The following is a 17,199-nucleotide window of genomic DNA, read 5'->3' on the forward strand; positions in this document are numbered from 1 at the left end:
TTCATGTTGCTGACACCGCAGGTTGCGCCGCATGTTTGCGCGCCAGCCGCGCCTGAAATAGCACAACCACCAGCAGGAAAAAGCCGCGAATGACCGATTGCCAGTAGGCCGAGAGCGAAATCCAGCCCTTGCCATTCTCGAAATTCAGGATGGTGAAGAGCACACCGAGCAGGAGCACGCCGGCCAGCGTCGCCCCGACCGATCCGACACCGCCCGTCAGGAGCGTGCCGCCGACCACCACCGACGCGATGGCAAAGAGTTCCCATCCCTTGCCCTCGATCGGTTGTCCGGCGCCGAACTGGGCAGCAAGGATCACCCCCGCCAACCCGGCCAGCCCGCCGCAGGCAATGTAGGTGACCATCAGCGTCCGCTCCACCGGAAGCCCCATCATCCGGGTCGCCTCCTCGTTGCCACCGATGGCCAGAACCGTCCGGCCGGCGCTGGTACGGTTCAGGATCACCGATCCGATCACATAGGCCACCGCCGCGATCAATGCCGGAACCGGCAGGCCGAACAGGTTGCCCTGCCCCAGCCAGGTGAAGCTCGTCGCGTAGGAAACCGGGATCGACTGGTTGCCCGACAGCAGGAGCGCCATGCCGCCGGCCGCCAGCATCGTCGCGAGCGTGGCAATGAAGGGCATGATCTTCAGCCGCGTGACGATGAGCCCGTTCAGAAGCCCCACGACCAGCCCCGCACCGACCCCGGCGGCGAGCCCCGGCACCAGCCCGTAATGGCTCGCATGGGCGGCAACGACGCTCGACATGGCGGCATTGGCGCCGACCGACAGGTCGATCCCCTCGGTCATGATGACAAAGCACATGCCGAGCGCCACGAGCGCGAACATGGAATTATAGCGCAGCACGCTCATCACATTGAACGGGCTGAGGAAATTGTCATAGCGGAGCCATCCGAACAGGATGACGAGCATCAGCGCGACGACCACGCCGTAAGAGCCCATGAGACCGCGATTGCCTGCCATGCCGATCATGATGCGCGTGCCTTTCTCTGGATCCAGACCGCGGCGATGATGATCGCCGCCTTGACGACCATGGCCGCCGCATCGGGCACCCCGTTGGCCAGAAGCGTGTAGCGCACGATCTGGATCGTGAGCGCGCCCAGAAGCGTGCCCCAGATGCTCGCGCGCCCGCCACTCAGAAGCGTGCCGCCCACCGCGACGGCAGCGATGGCATCGAGCTCCATCCCGAGCCCGACAAGATTGGCGTCGGACGCGGAATTGATCGCGATGACGATGAGACCCGCGATACCAGCCAGCAGGCCGCTGATCGCATAGACCGCGATCTTCACCCGTCCGACCGGAACCCCGGCCAGTTCCGCAGCTTTCTCGTTGCCGCCGATGGCGAGGATCTGTCGCCCGAAAACCGTCCGGCGCAGCATCCAGGCTGCCCAGACGACGACCACGGCCATGATGATGACCTGAAACGGCAGGCCGAGGATCCGGCCGAGCCCGATGAACTGGAACTCAGGCACGCTGAACACCTGCAGATTGCCGTTGGTCATCACCTGCGCGATGCCGCGCCCGGCAATGAACAGGACCAGCGTGGCGACAATCGGCTGGATGTGGAACGTCGCCACCAGCCAGCCGTTGAACGCGCCGAGCGCGCCGGCCACCGCGACCGACAGGATGATCGCCAGCCCCACGGCCAGACCGACATGCTCGATCCCGAATATCTTTCCCATGAAGATCATCGGCGCGAGCGCACCGGCAATCGCCATCAGCGAGCCGACGGACAGGTCGATCCCGCCTGTGGCGATGACGAGCGTCATGCCGACCGCCACGATCACGATGGTGCAGACCTGTGTCAGGTTCACGTTCAGCGTCTGGACCGACAGGAAATTCGGCGTGATCGCGATGTTCAGCAGGATCAGCAGGACAAGAACGATCAGCGTCGCGTAGCGGTCGAGAAACGCATAGATCGGCCTGTCAGGCTTCTGCGACGGACGGCTCCCCGCCGCCATGCGCCATTGCGGCCAGAATGCGCTCTTCATTGATTTCTCCGTTTGTGAGTTCTGCGACGGTCAGCCCCTCGCGCAGGACAAAGACCCGGTCGGCCCCTTCGCTCACCTCCTCCAGTTCGGAGGAGATCATCAGGACCGCCAGCCCGTCATCCGCGAGCGTGTTGACGAGTTTCTGGATTTCGGCTTTGGCGCCGACGTCGATGCCGCGCGTCGGTTCGTCGAGGATCAGAAGCCGCGGCGACATGGCCAGCCAGCGGCCGAGCAGAACCTTCTGCTGGTTGCCGCCCGACAGTTCCCGGATCTTCTGGCCCGGTCCGGCGCATTTGATCCCGAGACTTGCGATGAACTTCTCCACGATCCGCGCCTGCCGTTTCTCGTCGAGAATGCCGGCGCGTGCCAGTTTCGGCATCAGCGCGAGCATCATGTTCTCCGCGATGCTCATGTCGGGCACGATACCCTCGACCTTACGGTCCTCGGTGCAAAACCCGATGCCCGCATTGATCGCGTCCGCGGGCGTTTGCGGGGCAAAGCCTGCGCCGTCGAACCGGATTTCGCCGCCCTCGGGCCGAGCCGCGCCGAAGACGAGCTTGGCGGTTTCGGTGCGCCCCGCGCCGAGGAGGCCAGCAAAGCCGACGATCTCCCCCTTGCGGACGGAGAAATGCACATCGCGTACATGGGCCCCGTCCTTCAAACCCTCGGCCGACAGTATCGTGTCGCCCACATCATGGTCATGGTCGCCCGCAAAGGCCGTGGTGCGGCCGCCGCTGCGGCTGATCTCGCGCCCCAGCATCGTGGAGACAAGGTCCAGCTTGCCGATCTCGGCCATGGCGCAGGCGCGGATCGTCCGCCCGTCGCGCATGATCGTCACCCGGTCGCAAACCTCGTAGAGCTCGTCGAGCTTGTGGCTGACGAAGATCACCGACACGCCCTCGTCGCGCAGGCCGCGGATCACGTCGAACAGGACCGCCGCCTCGCGCTCGTCGAGAGAACTGGTCGGCTCGTCCATGATCACCAGACGTGCGGAGAAGCCGATCGCCCGCGCGATGGCGATCATCTGCTGTGTGGCGGTGCTGAAGTCGGACAGGGGCCGGCTCACGTCAATCGACATGTTGAACTTGGCGAGCAGGCGTTCGGCCTCCGCCCGCATACCGCGCCAGTCGAGAAGGCCGCGGCGCCTGATCTCGCGGCCAAGGCAGATGTTTTCCGTCACCGACAGGGTCGGGACCAGGTTGATTTCCTGATAGATGGTGCTGATCCCGGCCGCCTGTGCCGCCTGCGGCGATCCGACCGAGAAGGGCGCGCCCTCGAAGGTGATCTCCCCGTCATCGCCGGGAATGAAGCCGGTCAGGATCTTGATCAGCGTCGATTTTCCGGCGCCGTTCTGCCCGACAAGCGCGTGAACCTCGCCCGGGGCAACCTCGATTTCGGCACCATCGAGCGCCACGGTTCCGCCGAACCGTTTGTGGAGGTTGTCGATGCGCAGAAGCGGTGGCTGGGTCATGGTAAATCCGGGGTCAGGCCGTGCAGCAGCCCGCCGCCCGGCGCGGCTCGGAATCGCGCCGGGCGGAACGGGCCCGCCTGCAGGCAGTTTGCCTGTCCGGTCCCGGTTGGCGCGGGAACCGGACAGGCCGATGCATCAAGGGGAGACCTCAATATGCGGTGTCGATCAGATCGGCCGCATTCGACGCATCGTAGAAATTGTCCGGGTTGATGATCTTGCCCGGAATATCCTCACCGTTGGCGTAGGCCGCGGCCGTGTCGAACGCCTTGGGACCGAAGCGCGGGTTGCACTCGCAGACCGCGGCGACCTTGCCGTCGATCACCAGTTGCAGGATTTCGCGCCCGCCATCGATGGACAGGATCAACACATCCTTGCCCGGCACCTTTCCGGCCGCCTCGACAGCCGAAATCGCACCGATCGCCATCTCGTCATTATGGGCGTAGATCACATCCGCATCCGGATGGGCCTGCAGCAGCGTCTCGGCCACCTGGCGACCCTTGTCGCGGGCAAAATCGCCAGTCTGGGACGCGACGATCTCGAACGACGCATGGTCGGCGATGAACGTGTCGAACCCTTCCTTGCGGTCGTTCGCGGGCGAGGACCCGGCAGTGCCTTCAAGCTCGATGATCTTGCCGCCACCGGGCTTGTTGTTGACCAGCCATTCGGCAACGCGGCGCCCTTCCTCGATGAAGTCGGAGCCGATGAAGGTGACGTAATCCTCGCCGGCCTTGGCCAGCGACTGGTCGACATTGCGGTCGAGCAGGATGACCGGAATGCCCGCGCCCTTGGCCGCCTTGATCGCAGGAATGAGCGGGATTTCCTCACGCGGGGCGAGGAAGATCAGGTCGACGCCCTGCGCGATCATGGAATTGACGTCGGCCACTTGCTTGGCGGCGGACCCGGCGGCATCGGTATAGACAAGCTGCCAGCCGCGCTTCTCGGCCTCGGCCTGCATGGAATTGGTCTGGGCAAGGCGCCAGGGGTTGTTGCTCTCGGTCTGTGCGAACCCGACCTTGTACGTGTCCTTCACCTCCAGCGTCGGCAGGCCGGCAAAGGCGGATCGCGCCACCGCGGTCGCGGCCAGCGCGGCGGTGGTCGTGAGTAGCAACTGTCTGCGTGAGATCGTCATTCTTCATTTCCTCCCGTGTTGTGTGGCGAGGCCACTGGGCGCAATCTCGGTCGTTTATAATCATTAGTCAACGATTATTTATATTTATAAATTACCTTCCCTCTCCGGCGCTGTGACGGTTAAATGACAGCGCGGGCCGGACGCTCTCAAGCGGGCTGCAGCGGGCTGCGAGACGTGCATACAGACGCGAAGGACAATCACAGGTGCCCAAGACAGGACAGAGCCGTGGCACCCGCCGCGTAACCATGACCGACGTGGCCAAGGAAGCCGGCTGTTCGCAGGCAACCGTGTCCTTCGTGCTGAAGAATGCGCCGGGGGTCAAAATATCTGCCGAGACCCAGCAGCGCGTCATCGATGCAGCGATAAAGCTCGGTTATCGCTCGACGAAATTCATTCATCAGGCGGAAGAGCCCAACCTCGCCAAGCCGGGGCCGAGCACCATCGGCTTCGTCGTCGACCAGCTGGCCACCAGCCCCGAGGCGGTGGTCGCGATCGACGCCGCGCGGCAGGCCAGTTGGCAAAACGGGCATATCCTTTTCTCGGCCCAGACCATGTATGATCCGGAGCTGGAGGCCGAGACGCTGACCTCGCTGGCCGGTCAGAAACTGGCAGGGCTCATCTACATGGCGATCTTCACGCGGCAGGCCGAACTGCCCGAGGGCCTGCTCGACCTGCCCTGCCCCGTGGTGCTGCTCAACTGCTATGCGGAGGAGACCCGATTCCCCTCCGTCGTGCCCGATGAAACGGTCGGCGGATACCGCGCGACGCGGCACCTGATCGAACAGGGGCACCGCCGGATCGGGATGATCCTCGGCGAGCCGTGGATGGAGGCGACACAGGATCGCCAGACCGGCTATGAACGCGCGCTGGCCGAGGCCGGGATCGCCTTCGATCCGGCGCTGGTCACGGGCGGCAACTGGACGGCGAGTTCGGGCTATGCCGGCACGCGGGCGCTGCTGGCGCTGGACCCGCGCCCGACCGCGATCTTCTGCCAGAACGACCGGATGGCCATCGGGTGCTATGAAGCACTGAAGGAAGAGGGCTTGCGCATCCCGCAGGATATCTCCGTCATGGGGTATGATGACGAGGAGATCGCCCGCCACCTGAACCCGCCGCTCAGCACGGTCGACCTGCCGCATCGCGCAATGGGCGCCTGGGCGGTCGAGCAGATCGAGCGCAAGCGCGCGGGCAAATCGGTGAAAGCCAAGCTGACGCGAATGGATTGCGCGTTGGTCGAACGCGACTCCGTGGCGGCGCCGAGGGACGAATAGGGGATTATCCCGCGGTCAGGCGACCATTGCGCGAAGCCGCGCCGCATCAGGCTCGAACCCGATCCCCGGCCCGTCCGGCACCCGCACCCGCCCGTTCCGCACGCTCAGATCCATGTCGGACAGGGCGGTGCGCAGGGGATTGTCATTGGCGTCAAGCTCCATCGGGCCGGCGTCGGGGAAGAGCGACAGAAGTTGCATCGTCACCGCCAGACCGGGGGCCGCACCCATATAGTGCGGGCAGAGCCCGATGCCCGCGACCCGCGCGCGATGCGCCAGCGCCATCCAACCCGTCACGCCGCCGATCTTGGTGACGGACGGTTGCAAGACGCCCAAATAGCCCGCCGTCAGACCCTGCTCCAGCGCCGCCATCCCGCGCACATTCTCGCCAAAGGCCAGCGGCGGGCGGACGGCCTTGGCCAACCCGGCCAGATCCGCGTCCGGCAGGCCCACATCGACGGGCTCCTCGACAAAGGTCAGGCGATGCGCGTCGAGTCGCGGGATCATCTCCCGCGCGTCCGCGAGCGACCAGGACTGGTTTGCATCGACCATGATGTTCAGGTCAGGTCCACCGACCTCGCGGCAGAGCGCAACGACCTCTTCGTCTGACACGGCGTCATAGCCGACCTTCAGTTTGACCGCGCGATGCCCGGCATCCATCAGCGCAGCGATCCGGTCCCCCAGCCCGTCCCGATTGGGCGAACTGGCATAGACCGCGACCGTTTCCGCTGTGGTGTCCGGCAAATCCGCATCGGTCATGACAGCCCGGACGTGCCCGGCCAGCGAAAGCCCAGCCCGCCGTGCGCAGAGATCCCAGGCCGCAATGTCGAGCCCGGCGATGATATTCTCGAACGGACCGGTCTCGCCCGTGTGCCGGGCGAGGATGCGCCAGCGCGCCTCCAGCCAGGCGGTAAGCGCGGGCGGACCGTCAAAACGCCGCCCCGCAACGGACGGGAACACGAGGTCCTGAAGGATTGCGAGCCGGTGCGCAGCGGCTGACGGGGGAAAATTCGACCAGATTTCCCCCCAGCCCGTCGCGCCGTCACGGTCCGTCACTTTGATGACGAGCGAACTGCGCCGGTCGAGATCCCCCATCGAGGACCGCGCGGGCGATACGGGAATGGCAGAAACGGGAAACCCCTCCACCTGTTCCAACTGGATCATCTCACCCTCCGTCCGCTGACCTGCTGCAAGATCAACCGCGATTCCCTCATTGATGTCAAACTGATTAATCAGTTGTTCATCACTGTTGACATCCCGCACCGCAAGACGGCAGGAAGGGTCAGGGACCGGTATCGGGCGGAGGACGCAACGGATGAGCACGGCAGACATAGCCAGCACCGAATTCAAGCAGCGGCTGATCGCCTGCGATGTGCGGCCGGGCGCGTTCCTGACGCTGAAGGAGATTTCCGCCCTGCTCGGCATCCCGCTCGGCGCGACGCGCGAAGTCACCCAAAGGCTGGCGCGCGAGGGGTTCATGACGATCTATCCGCAACGCGGGATTCAGATCGCGCCGATCACGGTGAAACGCATCCGCGACGCATTCGGCTTCCGTCGCATGCTGGAAACCGCGGCCGTCGCCGGTTTCGCCGAAACCGCCCCTGCCCCTCAGATCGACCATCTGATCGCGCGGGCCGAAAGCATTGCTGCCATCGATCCAGACGATCCGGACTTCACCGCGCAGGTGGGCGAGATTGACTGGGAACTCCATTTCGCCTTCATCCGGCACGCGGGCAACGAATTCCTGACCGAGGCCTATGAGGTCAATGCCACCTATATCCGCTGGTTCCGCGCCAATGCCGCCATTCCCGTCACACGGCACCTGGAAGTGATGCAGGAACATCTGGACATCCTGCAGGCCTGCAAAGCCCGCGACCCGGCCGCAGCGGTCGATGCGCTGGGCGTACATGTGGACAAGTCGCTGCAAAAGGCGCTCGGCGCATGAACCGCCCAACGGACAACCCCGAATGGCTGCCGCTCGATCTGGTCGGCGGACCGGCAAGCCACGTCCGCATCTCGCCCTTCGGCGCGGAGTTGCGCGCGCTCACACTTGGCGGGGCCGACGTGCTCTGGTCCGGCGCGGATGCGGATTGGCCGCATCCCGCCGCGCTGATCTATCCGGTTTTCGGCCGCGCGCCCGACGCGGACGTCCCGCCCCACGGCCCGGCGCGGCTGGCCCGGTTCGAGCGTCTTTCGCGACGGGCGTCCGCCCCGCGGCTGGCCTGGCGCAACCTGACCGTGCAACATCATGTGACGGCCCGCAGCTACCAGCAGACGATCCGCATCCGCAATGACCGGACGGCGCCGCTCTCCTACTCCTTTGGCCTGCATCCGGGTTTCTACCTGCCGGGCTTCGGCAGCGGCGGGCGGGCCTTCCTGATGGCACCCGAGGGCACCCGCTTCCCCGAAACGGCCGAGCGGATGGAGGCCATGGCCCTCACCGGCAGGACCGCGCCGCTCGATGCATCAGGCGGGGTCTTGTGCCTCGCGCAGCAGCGCGACTTCGCGACGGGCGGCCGGTTCCTGCGGAATTTCGCACCGCGCTGGCTCTGGCTTCTCAACCCGGCGACCGGGCAGCGGATCAGGCTCGGCTTCCGGGGGTTCAGGCACATGGCGCTCTGGTCGCGGCCGGGTCTCGACGGGCTGTGCATCGAGCCGCTGACCGCAGGCCCGGGCACCGGCGCCGCGGCCGGTCAGGCCAAACTGCAGCCGGGACGCGCGGCGGTCTTCGGCTTCTCCGTGACACTTGAAGCAGGCGGCACGCCGGACGCGGGGGCAACAGCATGACAGAGCCATCGGGCACCAACCGCCTCGTCGGGAAGACCGCGCTCGTCACCGGAGCCGGCAGCCGGGGCATCGGACGCGAGATTGCCCTCGCCCTCGCCCGCGAAGGGGCGGATGTTCTTGTCCACGGCCACCGGGATATGGACATGGCGCAGCAGGTGGCGGCCGAGGTCGCGGAACGGGGCGTGCGGAGCGCCGCCCTGCTGGCCGACCTGTCGGACCCCGCTGCCGCGCGCGCGCTCGTCGCGCAGACGATCGAGCGGCTCGCACCGCCCGATATTCTTGTCAGCAATGCGGGCATGACGCTGCGCAAGCCGCTCATGGACTGCATGGATGCCGAATTCGAGGGGCTGCTGGCCGTCAACCTGCGCGCGGGTTTCGCGCTGGCGCAGGCGGCGGCGGCGGCGATGATCGACCGCAAGGTTGCGGGGCGGCTGATCTTCGTGTCCTCGGTCAATCAGGACCTGGTGATGGACGGTCAGGGCTTGTATGGCGCCACCAAGGGCGGATTGCGCCAGTTGGCCCGGTCCTTCGCGCTGGAACTCGCGCCACACGGCATCACCAGCAACATCATCGCGCCGGGTCTGGTGGAGACGGATTTCAACCGCGATGTGCTGCGCAACCCCGAATTCCGCGCATTCGCCACTTCCGGCATCCCGATGGGGCGCGGTGCGGACCCGTCCGAGGTTGCGGGTGCCGCGCTCTATCTGGCAGATCCCGCATCGGCCTATGTCACAGGGACGACGATCACCATAGATGGCGGCAAGTCCCTGCCCTGACCGGGCTCAGGCCGGATCACCCGCCAGATCGCTCAGGATCGGGCAATCGGGCCGCGCATCGCCGTGACAGGTGCGCACCAGATGGGCGAGCGTGTCCCGCATCGCCTGCAGTTGCGCAATCTTGGCATCGATCTCGGCCAGATGTTCCTCTGCCACCGCCTTGACCTGCGCGCTTTCGCGCCCTGAATCCTCGTAAAGACCGAGCAGCCGGCGGCAATCCTCGATGGAAAATCCGAGCGCCCGCGCCCGCCCCAGAAATGCGAGCTTGTGCAGGTCGTTCTCGGAGAATGCGCGGTAGCCGTTGCCGCTCCGCGCCGGGCGGACAAGGCCGATATCCTCATAGTAGCGGATCGTCTTGGGCGGCAGGCCGGACCGGTCGGCCACGTCTCCGATGTTCATCTCAGACCTCCTGTGCGCGCAAGGCGTGGCTGGTGGCAGGCGCTGTGCCGTCCGGCACGTCCAACGCTGGGCGGATGCGGCGCAGACGGAGCGCATTGGTCAGGACCGACACGGACGACAGGGCCATCGCGCCCGCCGCGAAGACCGGCGAGAGCAGGATCCCGAATGCCGGATAGAGCAGACCGGCGGCGACGGGGATCAGCGCGACATTGTATCCGAACGCCCAGAGCAGGTTCTGCCGGATATTCGACATTGTGCGGCGGGACACTTCGACCGCATTGACCACGCCCGCCGGGTCGCCCGACATGAGCACCACATCTGCCGCCTCGATCGCGATATCCGTGCCGGTGCCGATCGCAATGCCGACATCGGCATGGGCGAGCGCCGGCGCATCGTTGATGCCGTCACCGACAAAAGCCAGCGACCGCCCGCCGGTGCGCAGGTCGTCGAGCGCGGTCACCTTGCCGTCGGGCAGCACGTCGGCCACAACATGGTCGATCCCGACCTCGGCGGCGATGGCATCTGCCGTTGCCTTCCGGTCGCCGGTAATCAGGGCGACATCGATACCGCGCGCCTTGAGGGCCGCAACAGCGCCCCGGGCGCCCGGCTTGACCGGATCGGACACGGCCAGAAGCGCCGCCGCGCGCCCGTCGACGGCAAGGAAAAGGACCGAGCGCCCCCGTGCGGCCAGCGAAGCCTCCTCATCCGCAAACGGACCAAGGTCGATCTTCTCGCGCTCCATCAATCGCCGCGCACCGATGAGGACCGGCTGGTCCCCGACCGTCGCCGCGACGCCGAACCCGGTGTCCGATCTGAAATCGGTGACCGGCGGCAGCGCGACGCCCGCGCCTTCCGCCGCCTCCGCAATCGCATGGGCCAACGGATGTTCCGACCGCGCCTCGACCGCACCGGCCATAGCCAGCAGGGTGTCACGGTCGAACCCGTCAGCCACCATCATGTCGGTCAGCACCGGGCGGCCTTCGGTGATCGTGCCGGTCTTGTCGAACGCGGCGATCCCGACGCCCGACAGAGCCTGCAGCGCATCACCCTTGCCAAAGAGCACGCCGAGTTCCGCCGCGCGCCCCGTGCCGACCATGATCGAGGTCGGGGTGGCGAGCCCCATCGCGCAAGGACAAGCGATGATCAGCACCGAAACCCCGGCCACGAGCGCCATGGTGAGCGCGGGCGACGGGCCGAAGATCAACCAGACCAGAACGGTCAGCACCGCGGCGCCGATCACGGCCGGCACGAACCAGAGCGTGACCTTGTCGACCAGCCCCTGAATGGGCAGGCGCGCGCCCTGCGCGGTCTCCACCATCCGGACGATCTGCGCCAGCACCGTATCCGCGCCGACGCGGGTCGCGCGCACGGTCAGGCTCGACGTTCCGTTGACCGTGCCGCCGGTTACCGGATCGCCGGCGGCCTTGGACTCTGGCACCGGTTCGCCGGTAATCATGCTTTCGTCAACACGACCCGATCCCTCCACGATCTCCGCATCGGTCGGGATGCGCTCGCCCGGGCGGACAAGGATCAGATCACCAACCGCGAGAGTTTCAACCGGCACGTCCCGCGCCCCCTCGCCCTCGACCAGACGCGCGGTTGGAACCTGCAGGCCCATCAGCGCCTCGATCGCCGCGCCGGTCCGGCCCTTGGCCCGCGCCTCCAGCCAGCGGCCGATCAGGATGAGCACGACGATCACCGCCGCCGCTTCGAAATAGACGGCACGCACGCCCGCGGGCAGAAGCCCGGGCAGGAAGGTCGCGATGGTCGAATAGGTCCATGCAGCTCCGGTGCCGAGCGCCACAAGACTGTTCATGTCCGGCGCGCCTTTCAGGAGCGCAGGCAAGCCGCGGGCGAAAAAGCTCCGGCCCGGACCGGCGAGCAAGAGGCTCGTGAGCAGGAATTGCAGGATCCAGGAGGTTTGCATCCCGATGCTGCGCTCGATGGCCATATGGACGGCCGGCACCAGATGGGCGCCCATTTCGAGCAGGAACACCGGCAGTGCCAGCGCAGCCGCGATCAACGTCCGGCGTTTCAGATCGTCCGCCTCTGCCGCCTTGCGGGCACCCTGCCCCTCGGCTCCGCCGCTCTGCGCGATTGTTGCCGGATAACCCGCCGCGGTGGCCGCATTGGCGATCTCGGCGGGCGTGACCGCGCCCTCCACATAGTCGACGACGGCGCTTTCCGAGGCCAGATTGACAGTCACGCCGGTCACACCCGGCAGCGCGGCCAGCGCCTTGTCCACCCGTCCCACGCAGGAGGCACAGGACATGGACCCGATTTCCAGCCGCAGGCGGGCCGTCCGCGCCGGATATCCGGCCGCGTCCAGACTGTCGAGCACGGCTGTCAGACGGTCGGGCCGGTCGAGCGCCATACTGGCGCTTTCCGAGGCCAGATTGACGGACAGGTCATGCACCCCGTCCTGCGCTGCCAGCGCACGCTCGACACGGCCGACGCAGGAGGCGCAGGACATGCCCTCCAGCGACAGGCGGAGCGGATAGGCATCTTCCTGAAGGGCATTTTCCGGACCGGACATCGGACACCTCTTTCTTCCAGACCCACCCTATATAAGGGTTCCAGTCACTGGAAGCTCAAGAGGCTTTGTCGGGCCTTCTGCTCAGAGCATCGTCCAGACCTGCATCAGAAGTCCCGCGGTGAAGGCGCCGGTCAGCGACAGGCCGATGTAGAGCGCGAAGACCGGTGGCCGCGCCAGCGCCCAGACCGCCATGGCCGCGGGGATCGAGGTCACCCCGCCCGCCACAAGAAAGGCGAGACCGGCCCCGGGCGCCATGCCCTGTGCGATCAGGCCGCCGACAAGCGGCAGCGCGGCATAGCCGTTGAGGTAAGCCGGCACGCCGACAAGCGTGGCCACTACAATCGGCCCGACCCCGTCGCCGCCCAATAGCACCGTCACGCGCTCGGCGGGCACCAGCGCCAGCATCAGGCTTTCCAGAAGAAAGGCCAGAAAGAGCCACCGTGCAAGGAAGAGCGTGGTCGACAGCGCCTCGCGCCCGAATTTCGCGCGCCGGCCGGGGTCGTCCCAGAAGCGCCAGACCACCGGCCCGGGCGCGCGCACCCGTGCGCCACCGCAGCCGCCATCCCCCACCCCGTCCCGCAAGGGCCGCTCGAACGCGCCGCCGCGCGACAGGAGGTGCACCACCAGACCGCCGAACATCCCGATCCCCGCCGCTGCCAGCGTCTTCGCCACGGCGAATTCGGGGCCGAGCACGCCGGCCGTAATCACGAACATGGACGGGTCCATCACCGGCGAAGCCAGCCAGAAGGCCATAACGGCCGACAGCGGCACGCCCATCGCCAGAAGCGCCGCGATCAGCGGGATGACCCCGCAGGAGCAGAAGGGCGACAGGGCGCCCGCGATCGATGCCAGCAGGATCATCAAAAGCGGCGATCCGGTAAAGGCGCGGGCCACCAGCCGGTCCGCACCCGTGGCCCCGCAATAGGCTGCGACAAGGATCGACAGGACAAGAAACGGCGCCGTGTGCCAGAGCGCGGCCACCGCGAAAAGGAAACTCTCCTGCGCCAGCGTCACGTCGACAAGCGCCATTGAGGCGAGCAGCGCCACCGCGGCCAGCCAGACGCGCTGGGACGTCCAGAGCGCGCGCAAGGGCGCTGTGCGGCGCGGATTCAGGGTCAGGTCTGACATGGCGATACATCCGGTTTTATAGTTGTTTTAGGGCGAAAGAAACTCATCCCGTGTCCTCCGCCTCGGACACCCCGACACCGACGCAACATTCGGAGCTGAGGAACTCGAGAAGTGCCTGCATGGCGGGGTAATCGACACGGTTCACCACTTCGCGGCCGCGCCGCTCCTGCAGGACAAGTCCGGCACCTACTAGCGCCGACAGGTGATGCGCCAGCGTCGAGGGCGGCAGGTCGAGCCGCCCCGCAATGTCGCCCACACGCAAACCATCGTCGCCCGCCTTGACCAGCAGGCGGAAGATCGACAGGCGCGCATCATGGCCGAGGGCAGACAGGGCACGGGCATGGGGCGATGACAGGCTCATGTGGCCAAAATAACCATAATTCCGGTTATATCGAATCTTTTATTCCGACGCTCCGTCGAGCGCATCGAGAAAAGCCCCGACCCGACCCGCCATCAGCGCCGGATCTTCCAGAAAGGGCATGTGCGCCATGCCATCCAGAGGCGCGAACGCGGCGCCTGGCATCTGTGCGGCCAGATATTCAGCCGCCGCGATCTTGTAGGGAAAATCGAGCGTCCCGCAAAAGATCCGAACGGGGCAGGCAATCTCCGCCACGCGGTGCCAGGCTTCGGGCGGTTCCTGCTCCTGCAGCAGTTCCGGCTGGCGCAGCGCGTCCATGTTCATGCGGGAGAAAAGGTCGCGCGCCGCGCCGCTGACGCGCCCCGGAGCCGCGCGCGGACCGTCGAGCCACGCCTGCCGTTCCAGCCGGTTGATCCGTTCCAGAGCCTCCACCTCGTAGGCGGCGTCGATCTCGGCCTCAAGCGCAGCCAGATCGGCATCGAGGCGCGGCGCGGGCATCCCGCTCACCGCGGGGGCCACCAGAAAGAGGCCTGCCACACGGTCGGGCCAGCGCAGGGCAAAATCGATCGCGATACGCCCGCCCTGCGAACAGCCGACGAGCACGGCAGGTGCCAGATCCCGCGCCGCTATCACCGCCGCCAGATCCGCGACATGTGAAAATGGCTCGTCCGGCGCACGTGTCCGGCCGAACTCGCGCCGGTCATAGGAGAGGAGCCGTGCGCGGTCCGACATGGCCGCGTGGAGCGGCAGGTACATCCGGTGGTCCGCCACGCCGGCATGCAGGCAGACGACCGGACGCCCTTCCCCGCTTTCAACCGCAAACAACCGGGCCCGGCCGGACGGTATGTCCAATTCCTGCATCTTTGCCATGAGCGGCATCCTAGCATGAAAGCGCCGCCCCGCCCTGCAGACTTGCGATGTCGGGAAAAGGGTGAAGACTGGACGCCGGCAAAACAAAGAATTGGAACGGAGGGTCACATGGCGCGGGTCGGATTTCTTGGATTGGGCAAGATGGGCAGCGGCATGGCGGCGCGGCTTGTCGCGGCAGGGCACGAAGTCACCGTCTGGAACCGCGATGCGGCCAAATGTGCCGTCCTCGCCGAAGCGGGCGCTCAGGTGGCCGACACTCCGGCCGGAGCCGCCCGGGGTGCGGAGTTCGTCCTGTCGATGGTGGCCGACGATGCGGCCTCCACCCGCGTCTGGACGGATGCGGACGGCGCGCTGCCGGTCATGGAAGCGGGGGCCGTGGCCTGCGAATGTTCCACCATCTCGCACGGGCAGGTCGCGCGGCTGGCCGCCGCTGCGTCAGCCCGCGGGATCGGCTATATCGATTGTCCGGTGAACGGCCCGCCCACGGGTGCAGCCGCCGGCACGCTCGTGCTGCTCGTCGGCGCCGATCCGGTCCTGCTCGACCGCGCCCGCCCCGTTCTGGAGCCGCTTGCGGCATCGATCCTCCATTTCGGGGCGGTGGGGAGCGGGACCGGCTTCAAACTCCTCAACAATCTGCTCGGTGCCGTCCATGTTGCCGCGATCGCCGAGGTGGCGCATCTGGCAGGCAAGCTGGAGCTTGACCCCGAGACGCTGATCGCGGCGGTGGAAAGCGGCCCCTGCGCCAGCCCCCACACGGTGCGGATGATCCGCGCGATGGCCCACGGCAAACTGTCCGACCAGACCGGACTGGCCATCGGACTGAGGGAGAAGGACGCGCGCTACTGCCTTGCAATGGCAAGAGAAAACGGCACCGGCATGTCGGTCGGAGAAACCGCATACAGCTGGTATGCCGACGCCCTTGGCAGCGTCGCGGCGGAGGATGATTCCGCCATGCTGCGCGTCGTGACCGCCCGAAACGGCCATGCCCCGGCGGTGCCCGAGGGCGGCTGAGCCGCGCGCAACCTATACAAGGCGCGCCCGCCTGCGCCATAGTCGGTCCGTCCGCCCCTGCCCCATGTCGCACCGGGACCGCCATGCTGAAACGCCTTGCCCTTTATCTGCCGGTGGCGCTTGCGCTGCTCCTGATCCTGCTGGCCGTTGCCGGTTTTCTGGCACGCGCCAATATCCTGCGGCTGGTCCCGCCCGAACAGGTGTCCATCGCGGCCGGGCGGCCGGGCGGCGGCTATTACAGTTTTGCCGAACAATATCGCGACATTCTGGCCCGCGACGGGATCGAGATGACCATCGTGGAAACGGCCGGCTCGATGGACAATTCCCGTCTGCTGGCCACCGGAGAGGTGGATATCGCCCTCATCCAGGGCGGCACGCCTGTCTCCGACGCGGTGGGTCTGGAGGCCCTTGCGGCGGTCTTTCTGGAGCCGTTCCTGATCCTGCATCGCAGCGCCATCACCGATGCGGCCGACCCGACCAACTGGGCCGACCTGCGGGTGGCGGCAGGCGAACCCGGCAGCGGCACACGCATCGCAATCAACCGGATGATCGAAGCGCTCGAGGTCGATCTCGACCAGTCGCGGCTCTTGCCGCTTGCGGGCGCGGAGGCGGCCACGGCGCTCATTGACGGCACAGCCGATATCGCGGTTTTCGTCGCCCCGATCTCGGCCCCCTATCTGGAACCGGTCTTCTCCGACCCCGACATCCGCATCGAGACGCTCCGCGATGCGGAGGCACTGGCCCGCCGCCTGACCTTCGTGAAACAGGCCGATATCCCGCCTGCGGGCCTCGACTATTCGCGCCGCCTGCCGCCCGAACGGGTGGAACTGACGGCAATGATCGCGACACTGGCCGCGCGCGGTGACCTACATCCAGCGCTGGTCGACCGGCTCTTGCGGGCGGCGATCGAGGTCCATTCCGGGCCGAACCTGCTGAGCGCCGATCTGGCCTTCCCGATGGCCGAAGGGGTGGAACTACCGATCAACCGGCAGGCGGGCGAGATGCTGCGCAACGGGCCGAACCGGCTCGATGCGGTCCTGCCCTACTGGATGGCCGCACAGGTCACCCGGCTCCTTTTGATCGTGCTGCCGCTCCTGATCCTGCTCCTGCCGCTCCTGCGCACCCTGCCCGGTATCTATACGTGGAGCATCCGCTCCAAAATCTACCGCCGCTACAAGGAACTGGTCGAGATCGACGCCGAAGCCGAGCGCGAGACCGATCCGGACGCCCGCCGCGCGCTACTGGAACGGCTCGACCGGATCGACAGCGACGTGCGGGAGTTGAAAGTGCCCGCCCGTTACCGCGAACAGGTCTATACGTTCCGCCTCCATATCGACCTTGTGCGCAGCAAGTTGACCGGCACGCCCGCAACCGGCGCACCGCCAGCAGACTTGCTATCCTGACCGGAACGGCGGACGCGGCACGTTCGGAACCTTCCCCGTTCTTGACGGTAGCCGTG

The 17,199-nt window shown here is 66.7% G+C and carries 16 protein-coding genes; 6 read left to right on the forward strand and 10 right to left on the reverse strand.

Features of this window, described 5'->3' with window-relative positions; genetic code table 11:
• Position 1: 1 nt before the first annotated feature.
• The 4 genes from GSH16_RS11185 to GSH16_RS11200 all read right to left on the reverse strand — a co-directional run bounded on the left by GSH16_RS11185 (position 2) and on the right by GSH16_RS11200 (position 4,607).
• Positions 2–988 carry an ABC transporter permease gene (locus GSH16_RS11185; protein WP_205524058.1) on the reverse strand — a complete coding sequence of 329 codons (987 nt, stop codon included), beginning with the start codon at positions 986–988 and terminating at the stop codon, positions 2–4.
• Positions 985–2,007, reverse strand: coding sequence for an ABC transporter permease (locus GSH16_RS11190; protein ID WP_235913108.1), 1,023 nt, complete (start codon positions 2,005–2,007; stop codon positions 985–987). The genes GSH16_RS11185 and GSH16_RS11190 overlap by 4 nt, the downstream gene beginning before the upstream one ends.
• Positions 1,943–3,478, reverse strand: coding sequence for a sugar ABC transporter ATP-binding protein (locus tag GSH16_RS11195; protein WP_160855024.1), 1,536 nt, complete (start codon positions 3,476–3,478; stop codon positions 1,943–1,945). The genes GSH16_RS11190 and GSH16_RS11195 overlap by 65 nt, the downstream gene beginning before the upstream one ends.
• Before the next feature lie 148 nt (positions 3,479–3,626).
• Positions 3,627–4,607 (reverse strand): ABC transporter substrate-binding protein, encoded by a 981-nt coding sequence (locus GSH16_RS11200; protein ID WP_160855026.1) that lies wholly within the window; start codon positions 4,605–4,607, stop codon positions 3,627–3,629.
• Positions 4,608–4,810: 203 nt separating this feature from the next.
• Between GSH16_RS11200 and GSH16_RS11205 the strand changes: the two genes are divergently transcribed.
• Positions 4,811–5,878, forward strand: a complete 1,068-nt coding sequence (locus GSH16_RS11205) for a LacI family DNA-binding transcriptional regulator (RefSeq protein ID WP_328803216.1) — start codon at positions 4,811–4,813, stop codon at positions 5,876–5,878.
• A 15-nt stretch (positions 5,879–5,893) separates the two neighbouring features.
• Here GSH16_RS11205 and GSH16_RS11210 read toward each other — a convergent pair whose 3' ends face one another.
• The gene (locus GSH16_RS11210; RefSeq protein WP_160855028.1) at positions 5,894–7,039 is read right to left on the reverse strand and encodes a mandelate racemase/muconate lactonizing enzyme family protein; all 1,146 of its coding nucleotides are present in this window, start codon (positions 7,037–7,039) and stop codon (positions 5,894–5,896) included.
• Positions 7,040–7,190: 151 nt separating this feature from the next.
• On the opposite strand from GSH16_RS11210, the gene GSH16_RS11215 reads away from it, so the two are divergent.
• Genes GSH16_RS11215 through GSH16_RS11225 form a run of 3 tightly spaced genes read left to right on the forward strand, consistent with a single transcriptional unit; the run spans position 7,191 to position 9,438 of the window.
• Positions 7,191–7,820 carry a GntR family transcriptional regulator gene (locus GSH16_RS11215; RefSeq protein ID WP_160855030.1) on the forward strand — a complete coding sequence of 210 codons (630 nt, stop codon included), beginning with the start codon at positions 7,191–7,193 and terminating at the stop codon, positions 7,818–7,820.
• Positions 7,817–8,662 carry an aldose epimerase family protein gene (locus tag GSH16_RS11220; RefSeq protein WP_160855032.1) on the forward strand — a complete coding sequence of 282 codons (846 nt, stop codon included), beginning with the start codon at positions 7,817–7,819 and terminating at the stop codon, positions 8,660–8,662. The genes GSH16_RS11215 and GSH16_RS11220 overlap by 4 nt, the downstream gene beginning before the upstream one ends.
• Entirely contained in the window at positions 8,659–9,438 is a 780-nt protein-coding gene (locus tag GSH16_RS11225; RefSeq protein WP_160855034.1) for an SDR family NAD(P)-dependent oxidoreductase, read from the forward strand. The genes GSH16_RS11220 and GSH16_RS11225 overlap by 4 nt, the downstream gene beginning before the upstream one ends.
• Before the next feature lie 6 nt (positions 9,439–9,444).
• On the opposite strand, the gene cueR is transcribed toward GSH16_RS11225, so the two are convergent.
• From cueR to GSH16_RS11250, 5 genes are all read right to left on the reverse strand, one after another.
• Complete coding sequence (cueR, locus tag GSH16_RS11230) at positions 9,445–9,837, reverse strand: Cu(I)-responsive transcriptional regulator (protein WP_160855036.1); 393 nt, start codon at positions 9,835–9,837, stop codon at positions 9,445–9,447.
• Between the two features lies 1 nt (position 9,838).
• Positions 9,839–12,373: a heavy metal translocating P-type ATPase gene (locus GSH16_RS11235; protein WP_160855038.1), complete on the reverse strand. Its 2,535-nt coding sequence runs from the start codon at positions 12,371–12,373 to the stop codon at positions 9,839–9,841.
• A gap of 81 nt (positions 12,374–12,454) precedes the next feature.
• Positions 12,455–13,501, reverse strand: coding sequence for a permease (locus tag GSH16_RS11240; protein ID WP_160855040.1), 1,047 nt, complete (start codon positions 13,499–13,501; stop codon positions 12,455–12,457).
• A 43-nt stretch (positions 13,502–13,544) separates the two neighbouring features.
• Positions 13,545–13,862: an ArsR/SmtB family transcription factor gene (locus GSH16_RS11245; RefSeq protein WP_160855042.1), complete on the reverse strand. Its 318-nt coding sequence runs from the start codon at positions 13,860–13,862 to the stop codon at positions 13,545–13,547.
• Between the two features lie 39 nt (positions 13,863–13,901).
• A complete protein-coding gene (locus GSH16_RS11250) occupies positions 13,902–14,729 on the reverse strand; it encodes an alpha/beta fold hydrolase (RefSeq protein ID WP_160855044.1) in 828 nt (275 codons plus the stop codon).
• A 15-nt stretch (positions 14,730–14,744) separates the two neighbouring features.
• Here GSH16_RS11250 and GSH16_RS11255 point away from each other — a divergent pair, with 15 nt between their 5' ends.
• Positions 14,745–15,740, forward strand: coding sequence for an NAD(P)-dependent oxidoreductase (locus GSH16_RS11255; RefSeq protein WP_268893956.1), 996 nt, complete (start codon positions 14,745–14,747; stop codon positions 15,738–15,740).
• 83 nt (positions 15,741–15,823) lie between these two features.
• The gene (locus tag GSH16_RS11260) at positions 15,824–17,143 is read left to right on the forward strand and encodes a TAXI family TRAP transporter solute-binding subunit (RefSeq protein ID WP_160855048.1); all 1,320 of its coding nucleotides are present in this window, start codon (positions 15,824–15,826) and stop codon (positions 17,141–17,143) included.
• Positions 17,144–17,199 lie beyond the last annotated feature (56 nt).

The organism is Oceanomicrobium pacificus (assembly GCF_009833495.1).
Classification (GTDB): domain Bacteria; phylum Pseudomonadota; class Alphaproteobacteria; order Rhodobacterales; family Rhodobacteraceae; genus Oceanomicrobium; species Oceanomicrobium pacificus.

What these genes read in the sequence shown, in the direction of transcription:
- GSH16_RS11195 (WP_160855024.1), bottom strand. Translation starts at nt 3,478, where the DNA reads ATGACCCAGCCACCGCTTCTGCGCATCGACAACCTCCACAAACGGTTC.
- GSH16_RS11220 (WP_160855032.1), top strand. Translation starts at nt 7,817, where the DNA reads ATGAACCGCCCAACGGACAACCCCGAATGGCTGCCGCTCGATCTGGTC.
- GSH16_RS11255 (WP_268893956.1), top strand. Translation starts at nt 14,745, where the DNA reads ATGAAAGCGCCGCCCCGCCCTGCAGACTTGCGATGTCGGGAAAAGGGT.
- GSH16_RS11245 (WP_160855042.1), bottom strand. Translation starts at nt 13,862, where the DNA reads ATGAGCCTGTCATCGCCCCATGCCCGTGCCCTGTCTGCCCTCGGCCAT.
- GSH16_RS11225 (WP_160855034.1), top strand. Translation starts at nt 8,659, where the DNA reads ATGACAGAGCCATCGGGCACCAACCGCCTCGTCGGGAAGACCGCGCTC.
- GSH16_RS11185 (WP_205524058.1), bottom strand. Translation starts at nt 988, where the DNA reads ATGATCGGCATGGCAGGCAATCGCGGTCTCATGGGCTCTTACGGCGTG.
- GSH16_RS11235 (WP_160855038.1), bottom strand. Translation starts at nt 12,373, where the DNA reads ATGTCCGGTCCGGAAAATGCCCTTCAGGAAGATGCCTATCCGCTCCGC.
- GSH16_RS11200 (WP_160855026.1), bottom strand. Translation starts at nt 4,607, where the DNA reads ATGACGATCTCACGCAGACAGTTGCTACTCACGACCACCGCCGCGCTG.
- GSH16_RS11250 (WP_160855044.1), bottom strand. Translation starts at nt 14,729, where the DNA reads ATGGCAAAGATGCAGGAATTGGACATACCGTCCGGCCGGGCCCGGTTG.
- GSH16_RS11190 (WP_235913108.1), bottom strand. Translation starts at nt 2,007, where the DNA reads ATGAAGAGCGCATTCTGGCCGCAATGGCGCATGGCGGCGGGGAGCCGT.
- GSH16_RS11215 (WP_160855030.1), top strand. Translation starts at nt 7,191, where the DNA reads ATGAGCACGGCAGACATAGCCAGCACCGAATTCAAGCAGCGGCTGATC.
- cueR (WP_160855036.1), bottom strand. Translation starts at nt 9,837, where the DNA reads ATGAACATCGGAGACGTGGCCGACCGGTCCGGCCTGCCGCCCAAGACG.
- GSH16_RS11260 (WP_160855048.1), top strand. Translation starts at nt 15,824, where the DNA reads ATGCTGAAACGCCTTGCCCTTTATCTGCCGGTGGCGCTTGCGCTGCTC.
- GSH16_RS11210 (WP_160855028.1), bottom strand. Translation starts at nt 7,039, where the DNA reads ATGATCCAGTTGGAACAGGTGGAGGGGTTTCCCGTTTCTGCCATTCCC.
- GSH16_RS11240 (WP_160855040.1), bottom strand. Translation starts at nt 13,501, where the DNA reads ATGTCAGACCTGACCCTGAATCCGCGCCGCACAGCGCCCTTGCGCGCG.